This is a genomic window from Streptomyces sp. NPDC046805 (assembly GCF_040645355.1).
In the GTDB taxonomy this organism is placed as follows: Bacteria; Actinomycetota; Actinomycetes; order Streptomycetales; family Streptomycetaceae; genus Streptomyces.
This window is the reverse complement of the sequence record NZ_JBEYYC010000038.1, coordinates 62,567-70,599: the sequence shown is the minus strand read 5'-3', so window position 1 is coordinate 70,599 and position 8,033 is coordinate 62,567. Positions and strand designations below refer to the sequence as shown.

Sequence of the window (8,033 nt, the reverse complement as noted above, 5' to 3'; positions counted from 1 at the left end):
ACCGAACTCCAGTCGAGCAACCCGGCCGTGATCGCCTTCCTGCGGGAGTACGAGGACGACCTCGTGCTGTGCGTGCACAACTTCTCCCGCTTCGCGCAGCCGACCGAACTCGACCTGCGGGAGTACGACGGACGGCATCCGGTCGAACTGATCGGCGGCGTGCGCTTCCCCGCCATCGGCGAACTGCCCTATCTCCTCACCCTCGCAGGACACGGCTTCTACTGGTTCCGGCTCTCCCGAGTCGCATCCCGCATCGGCCGACGACGCTGACCGCGCGCGCCGAGGAAAGGACGCGTCACCATGCCGAAGACCGTTTCACTCCGGCCGCGGAGCACGGCCGGCCTCGACGGGCCCATGGCCTCGCTCGCCCCGTTGCTGCGCGCCTGGCTGCCGGGCCAGCGCTGGTTCGCGGGCAAGGACCGGCCGGTCACGGACCTCTCCCTGCTGTCCCTGACGGAGCTGTTCCCGGGCTGTCTGCACCTGCTGCTGCACACCGGTCCCGCGGGCGTCCCGGCCCCGGGCGGCGCGGCCCCGGCCGGCGACTGCTACCAGTTGCTGATCGGTGTGCGGGAGCACCTGGTGCCGCACATGGACCGGGCGTTCATCGGCCGGGCACAGGACGGTTCACTGGCGGGTCTCGCGGTGTACGACGCCCTCCACGACCCGCGTGCGGCCGAGCTGCTCCTGGAGCGGCTGCGGCAGCCCGGCACGGCGGGCCCACTGTGCTTCGAATCCGCCCCGTCCGCGCGGGTGCCCGGCGGACTCGCGCCGCGGCTGCTGGACGCCGAGCAGTCCAACTCCTCGCTGGTGTACGGCGACGCGTACGTCCTGAAGGTCTTCCGGCGTATCCAGCCCGGGATCAATCCGGACCTGGAGGTGCCGGGGGCGCTGGCCGCGCAGGGGTGCGCGCGTGTACCGGCGCCCGTGGCCTGGTTCCGGACGTCGCAGCCGTGGGACGCGACGCTGGGCGTGCTCCAGCCGTTCCTGCCCGACGCCGCCGACGGCTGGACCCTGGCCCTGCGCGCGCTCGCCTCGGGGGAGGACTTCACCACGATGGCGCGGGAGTTGGGACGGGCCACGGCCGAGGTGCACCTGGCGCTGGCCACGGCCTTTCCGTCCGGGGTTCCGGGTGAGAACGGCCGTACGGCGGCGGCGATGACCGCGCGGCTGGACGCCGCCGCCCGCTGTGTGCCGGCGCTGGTGCCTTTCGTCCCGGGCCTGCGCACCGCGTTCGGCGCGCTCGCCTCCTGCGATTCCGGGCCGTCCGCCCAGCGCATCCACGGCGACCTGCACCTCGGACAGGTGCTGTGGGCCGGCCACGACTGGTTCGTCATCGACTTCGAGGGCGAGCCGTCCCGGCCGCTCGCGGAGCGGCGCGGCGTGCAGTCCCCGGTGCGGGACGTGGCCGGCATGCTGCGGTCCTTCGACTACGCGGCCCGCCAGCGGCGCCCCTGGCGTCCGGAGTGGGCCCGCCGCTGCCGGGAGGCCTACTGCGCGGGCTACGCCGCCCGGGCGGGCTGGGACCCGCGCAAGAAGCACGCGCTGCTGCGTGCCCACGAGACGGACCGGGCGGTGTACGAGGTGCTGTACGAGGCCCGGCACCGCCCGGACTGGCTACCGGTTCCGATGGCCGCGATCGAGCGGCTCGCGGTCAAGGGAGGCTGACGACATGGCACTGCGCGACATCTCGGTCCCCAAGCGGTCGGGGCCGCTCCCACCCGTGGCCGTGCCGCTGGATCCGGCCGACCGCGAGCGCCTGCTGGCGGGCGCCCACCACGATCCGCACGCCCTCCTCGGCGCCCATCCGGTGCCGGGCGGGACTCTCTTCCGGGCGCTGCGCCCCTTCGCGAGCTCGGTCAGCGTGCTCGTCGACGGCATGCGCAGCGCGCTCGTCTCCGAGGGCGGCGGCCTCTTCGCCGCCGTACTGCCCTACGAGGACGTCCCGCCGTACACCCTGCTGGTCGCGTACGCGGACGACGGGTCCGACGAGGTCGAGGTGCACGACCCGTACCGCTTCCTCCCTGCGCTCGGCGAGCTCGACCTCCATCTGATCAGGGAGGGGCGGCACGAGCAGCTGTGGAAGGCGCTCGGCGCCGAGCCCATGGCGCACGAGGGGGTGACCGGCACCCGCTTCTCGGTGTGGGCGCCCAATGCCCAAGGGGTGCGTGTGGCCGGTGACTTCACCTGCTGGGACGGCACGCAGTACCCGATGCGCTCGCTGGGCGCGTCCGGTGTGTGGGAGCTGTTCCTGCCGGGGATCGGGGAGGGCGCCCGGTACAAGTTCGAGATCACGTCCCGGTACGGCGGCCGTTTCCTCAAGGCCGACCCGATGGCGCGCGCGGCGGAGATGCCGCCCGACACGGCCTCCGTCGTCACGGCCTCGCGCTACGAGTGGGGCGACCAGGAGTGGCTCGCGCACCGCGCGGACACCCCGGTGCACGAGGCACCGTTCTCCGTGTACGAGGTCCACCTGCCCTCCTGGCGCCCGGGGCTCACCTATCGCGAGCTTGCCGAGCAACTCCCGTCGTACGTCAAGGACTTGGGCTTCACGCACGTAGAGCTGATGCCGGTGTGCCAGCATCCCTTCAGCGGCTCCTGGGGTTACCAGGTCACGTCGTACTACGCGCCGATGGCCCGGCTCGGCTCGCCCGACGACTTCAAGTACCTGATCGACGCCCTGCACCGGGCGGGCATCGGCGTCATCATGGACTGGGTGCCCGCCCACTTCCCCAAGGACGACTGGGCGTTGGCCCGCTTCGACGGGGATCCCCTCTACGAGCCCGGAGACGCGCGGCGTGCCGAGCATCCCGACTGGGGGACCTACGAGTTCGACTTCGGGCGTACCGAGGTGCGCAACTTCCTGGTCGCCAACGCGGTGTACTGGTGCGAGGAGTTCCACATCGACGGCCTGCGGGTGGACGCGGTGGCATCCATGCTCTACCTGGACTACTCGCGCGACTCCGGTCAGTGGGCGCCGAACGCGTTCGGCGGCCGGGAGGATCTGGACGCGGTGGCGTTCCTGCAGGAGATGAACGCGACCGTCTACCGGCGCTGTCCGGGTGCGCTGACCATCGCCGAGGAGTCGACCGCCTGGGACGGGGTGACACGGCCGACGGACAGCGGCGGTCTGGGCTTCGGGCTGAAGTGGAACATGGGCTGGATGCACGACTCGCTGGAGTACATCCAGCACGAGCCGGTGCATCGCAAGTACCACCACAACGAGATCACGTTCTCGATGGTGTACGCCTACAGCGAGAACTACGTCCTGCCCATCTCCCACGACGAGGTGGTCCACGGCAAGCAGGCGCTCGTCTCCAAGATGCCCGGCGACTGGTGGCAGCGACGCGCCACGCACCGTGCCTATCTGGGCTTCATGTGGGCGCATCCGGGCAAGCAACTGCTGTTCATGGGGCAGGAGTTCGCCCAGGGCGGCGAGTGGTCGGAGCCTCATGGGCCCGAGTGGTGGCTGCTCGATCCCGACTATGTCGCGGAGGCCGACCACCGGGGCGTGCGTGATCTGGTGCGCGATCTCAACACCGTCTACCGCCGCAGCCCCGCGCTCTGGCAGCGCGACACCGATCCGGCGGGCTTCCGGTGGGTCGTGGGGGACGCGGCCGACGACAACGTCTTCGCGTTCCTGCGCGTCGACGGCGAGGGGAAGCCGCTGCTCGCGGTCTCCAACTTCTCGCCCGTCGTACGCCATGGCTACGGCCTCGCCGTGCCGGGGGACGCCGCCTGGCGCGAGATCCTCAACACCGACCGCGCGCGCTACGGCGGCTCCGACGTCGCTCGTCAGGGACCGGTCGCACCGGAGGACGGGCAGATCCGACTCACCCTGCCGCCCCTCGCGACGGTGTGGTTGATTCCGGTACCTTCCGCCCAGCTCACGTCAGTTGACGAATCCTGACACCAACTGCGCTCTCCTGGGCTACATTCGAGCACCGTCGACAACGGTACCGATCGGCGGGGTCACCCTCCGTGTATCCCAGGAGGTGCGCGTGCACGACTTCGCCCCTGCTCCGACAGCCGCCCCGACACTGACCGGTGGGCTCGCCGACAGCCTCTTCGAGACGGCGGAGCTGAACCCCACCCTGCCGGTGCTCGCGCGCCGTCCCGACGTCACCTCCCCCGCGTGGGAGGAGGTGACGGCCGTCGAGCTGCGGGACGAAGTGGTGGACGTGGCCAAGGGGTTGGTGGCCTGCGGGATCTCCCCCGGTCACCGGGTGGCCGTCATGGTGCGCACCCGCTCCGAGTGGACGGTGCTCTCGTACGCGCTGTGGGCGGTGGGGGCCGAGGTCGTGCCGATCCATGTGGCGTCGTCACGCGATCAGGTCGAATGGATCCTGCGGGACGCCGACTGTGTGGCCGTGATGGTGGAGGACGAGCACGGCGCCATGACGGTGGGCACCGTGTGCACGAGCCTGCCCCGGCTGCGGCACGTGTGGCAGCTGGACGCCGGTGCGCTGGACCTGTTGGTGGAGCGGGGCCGGTTCATCCCGCAGACCACGGTGGACTCGCTGCGCCGGATCGTGCTGCCGGACTCGACGGCGGCCATCGTCTACACCTCGGGCACCTCGGGCCGCGCGCTGGGCTGCATGCTGAGCCACCGCGGCCTCGCCTATCCCTGTGACACGCTGCTCGCGGGCTGGCGGCACACCACCGCTCCACCCGGCGAGCAGCCGTCGGTGCTGCTGTTCCTGCCGCTCTCGCACGTGTACGGGCTGATGATCCAGGTGTTGTGCCTGCGCGGCGGCTTCCTGCTGGGCCACGAGCAGGAGATGACGCAGGCGGCGCTGTCGTCGGCCCTGCGGACGTTCCGGCCGACGTACTTCTACGGAGTGCCGTCGGTCTTCGAGAAGCTGTACAAGAACTTCCTGCGGACGGCCCAGCAGGCGGGCCGCGGCGCTCTGTTCGAGCGGGCGGCGCAGACCGCCCGGGACTTCGCCGCGGCCGAGGAGCGACGGCGCCTGGGCGCGGGGCCGGGCCCCGGACTGGACCTGCGCCTCCAACACGCCCTGTACGACCGGGCGGTGTACCGCAGGCTGCGTGCCGCGTTCGGCGGCCGCGTGGTCCGGGGCACGTCCGCCGGCTCGTCGCTCAGCCGGGAACTCACCCTCTTCTACGAAGGCATCGGCATCTACATCCACGACGGCTACGGACTGACGGAGGTGAGCGGCGGGATCACCATGCAGCCGCTGGGCCGGGAGAAGTCCGGAACCTTGGGGCTCCCGCTGCCCGGCACACAGATCCAGGTGGCCGACGACGGGGAGATCCTGGTGCGCGGCCCCTCGGTCTTCCACGGCTATGTGGGCGACGAGGCCGGGACGCGGGCGGCGCTGCTCGGGGGCTGGCTGGCCACCGGGGACATCGGGCGGCTGGACTCCGAGGGCTATCTGACGATCACGGGCCGCAAGAAGGACGTCATCATCACCAGCAGCGGCAAGAGCGTGGCGCCGGCCCCGCTGGAGCAGCGGCTGCGGATGCACCCGCTGGTCCACCAGGCGGTGGTCGTCGGTGACGGCCGGCCCTGTGTGGGGGCGCTGATCACGCTCGATCCGGAGTTCCTCGCCCAGTGGCGGCGCGGGGTGCTCCAGGGGGACGTGCCCGGCCGGGAGGCGCGGGAGGAGAACGCGCTGCAGGAGGAGATCGCGCGGGCCGTCGCCTCCGCCAACAGCGCGGTGTCGCGCGCCGAGTCCATCCGGGTCTACCGGGTGCTTCCCGAGCCGTTCGACCCGGCCAACGGGCTGCTGACGCCCTCGCTGAAGCTGCGCAGGGACGCCATCGTGCTGCACTACGCCGCCGAGATCGACGCGATGTACGAGGCGCGGACCCCTGGCGCCCGGCCGGCGTCCCCGGAGCCCGCGGACTGGGACGATGCGGACAACGTGTTCCGGTGAGCGGAGACGCGTAGCCGACGCACGTGAGGGAACCCGCTGCTGTGAGAGAGCTGATCAACGACGACAGCCCTGTACACATGGGACAGGGGACGACGATGGCGACGGGGCCACGGTGGAACGGCGCGCCGCTCCCGCAGGAGACCTACCTCTGTACGGCCTCCTTCCCCGGGGAGCTGCGCAACGTGACGGGTGCGCGGCTCGTGGCGCAGGACTTCCTCAGCGCCCTGGCCCGCACCTCGCCGCCCGCGGCTCCCGACCGCTGGGAGGACATCCTGCTGGTGGTCACGGAACTGGCCGCGAACGCGATCCAGTACGCGCCGGGGCCGTTCGAGCTCACGCTGCGCCGCACGTTCGACGGTGTACACGTCACGCTGCACGACACCAGCACGGTGCGGCCCGAGCCCCGGCCGTTCAGTCCCCGCACGGGCGGCCGCGGCATCGGCTGGCGTCTCGTGCACACGTTGTGCGACCAGGTGAGCGTGATCGTCACCCGGAACGGCAAGGACATCCACGTGTTCCTGCCCTGGTGACACGATCCGTTCCCGGCCCGCTGAACACACGGGCCGTGCAGGGGTGACGCCGTTCGGTGCCCGCACGTCCGCCGCCCCCGAGTGCCTCTGCCTGCCGCGTCCGGCTGGCGCGGCGGCTCGAAACGCGGTGGGATCGGTGTGATGCGAAGCAGCGATCCCGGGCATGCGCACAGCGTCGAATCGGACCGCCTGGAGCCGCAGAAAGGGATGAACACCGTGACACGACCCAGGATCCTGGTGGTGGGCGCAGGTTTCGCCGGAGTGGCGTGCGTTCGCCGTCTGGAACGCATACTCGGCCCCCGAGAGGCCGACCTCACCTTGGCAACGCCGCACTCCTACCAGCTCTATCTGCCCCTGCTGCCCCAGGTCGCCTCCGGCGTGCTGACGCCCCAGTCGATCGCCGTCTCGCTGCGCCGCAGCAGGAGGTACCGCACCCGGATCCTCCCGGGCACCGCGATCGGCGTGGACCTGAAGGCCAAGGTCTGCGTCGTCCAGAAAATCACCGGCGACCTCGTCTACGAGCCGTACGACTACATCGTGCTGGCCCCGGGCAGCGTCACCCGCACCTTCGACATCCCCGGGCTCGCCGACAACGCCTTCGGTATGAAGACCCTCGCCGAGGCCGCCTACCTGCGCGACCACGTCATCACGCAGCTCGACCTCGCCGACGCCAGCAACGACCCCGCGGAGCGCGCCGCGCGCCTGCAGTTCGTCGTGGTCGGCGGCGGATACGCCGGCACCGAGACCGCCGCGTGTCTGCAGCAGCTGACGCACGAGGCGCTGGAGCGCTACCCCCGGCTCGATCCGACCCTGATCAAATGGCATCTGATCGACGTCGCGCCGAAGTTGATGCCGGAGCTCGGCGAGAAGCTCGGCCGCAGCGCCGAGGAGATCCTCGGCCGCCGCGGGATCGAGATCTCCCTGGGCGTCTCCATCGAGAAGGCGGGTCCGACCGAGGTCACCTTCACCGACGGCCGCGTGGTCCCGACCCACACGCTGATCTGGACGGCCGGGGTGACCGCCAGCCCGCTGATCGCCACGCTCGGCGCGGAGACCGTACGGGGGCGGCTCGCGGTCACCCCCGAGATGGCCGTGCCGGGCCACGACGGGGTCTTCGCACTCGGCGACGCCGGAGCCGTCCCGGATCTGGCCAAGCACCAGGAGGGCGCCATCTGCCCGCCCACCGCCCAGCATGCGATGCGGCAGGGCAAGGTGGTCGCCGACAACGTCATCGCCACCCTGCGCAACCAGCCGATGCGCCCGTACGTACACAAGGACCTGGGACTCGTCGTCGACCTGGGCGGCACGGACGCGCTGGCCAGGACGCTGGGCGTCGAACTGCGCGGGGTGCCCGCCGAGACCGTCGCCCGCGCCTACCACTGGGCGGCGCTGCGCACCAACGTCGCCAAGACGCGCGTGATGACGAACTGGACGATCAACGCGGTCGCGGGCGCCGACTTCGTGCGCACCGGCTTCCAGGTGAACAAGCGACTCAAGGACTTCGAACACACCAGCATGTATCTGACCCCCGAGCAGGTGCGCGAGCACGTGGCCGCCCAGGACGCCGACAGCCCGGCGCGCTGACACGGATCACCACCGACCGCCG

6 protein-coding genes are annotated in these 8,033 nt (G+C 71.3%); all 6 read left to right on the top strand.

Annotated features, from left to right (window positions below; all coding sequences use genetic code 11):
- A partial coding sequence (locus tag ABZ910_RS31555; protein ID WP_361371829.1) for an alpha-glucosidase C-terminal domain-containing protein occupies positions 1-270 on the top strand: 270 nt, incomplete at its 5' end.
- A 30-nt stretch (positions 271-300) separates the two neighbouring features.
- On the top strand, positions 301-1,665 hold the full coding sequence (locus tag ABZ910_RS31550; protein WP_361371826.1) for a maltokinase: 1,365 nt from the start codon (positions 301-303) through the stop codon (positions 1,663-1,665).
- A gap of 4 nt (positions 1,666-1,669) precedes the next feature.
- Positions 1,670-3,907, top strand: coding sequence for a 1,4-alpha-glucan branching enzyme (gene glgB / locus ABZ910_RS31545; RefSeq protein ID WP_361371823.1), 2,238 nt, complete (start codon positions 1,670-1,672; stop codon positions 3,905-3,907).
- Between the two features lie 91 nt (positions 3,908-3,998).
- Positions 3,999-5,897 (top strand): AMP-dependent synthetase/ligase, encoded by a 1,899-nt coding sequence (locus ABZ910_RS31540; RefSeq protein WP_361371820.1) that lies wholly within the window; start codon positions 3,999-4,001, stop codon positions 5,895-5,897.
- A 95-nt stretch (positions 5,898-5,992) separates the two neighbouring features.
- The gene (locus ABZ910_RS31535) at positions 5,993-6,427 is read left to right on the top strand and encodes an ATP-binding protein (RefSeq protein ID WP_361371837.1); all 435 of its coding nucleotides are present in this window, start codon (positions 5,993-5,995) and stop codon (positions 6,425-6,427) included.
- Between the two features lie 207 nt (positions 6,428-6,634).
- On the top strand, positions 6,635-8,011 hold the full coding sequence (locus ABZ910_RS31530) for an NAD(P)/FAD-dependent oxidoreductase (protein ID WP_361371817.1): 1,377 nt from the start codon (positions 6,635-6,637) through the stop codon (positions 8,009-8,011).
- The last annotated feature ends 22 nt before the right edge of the window (positions 8,012-8,033 follow it).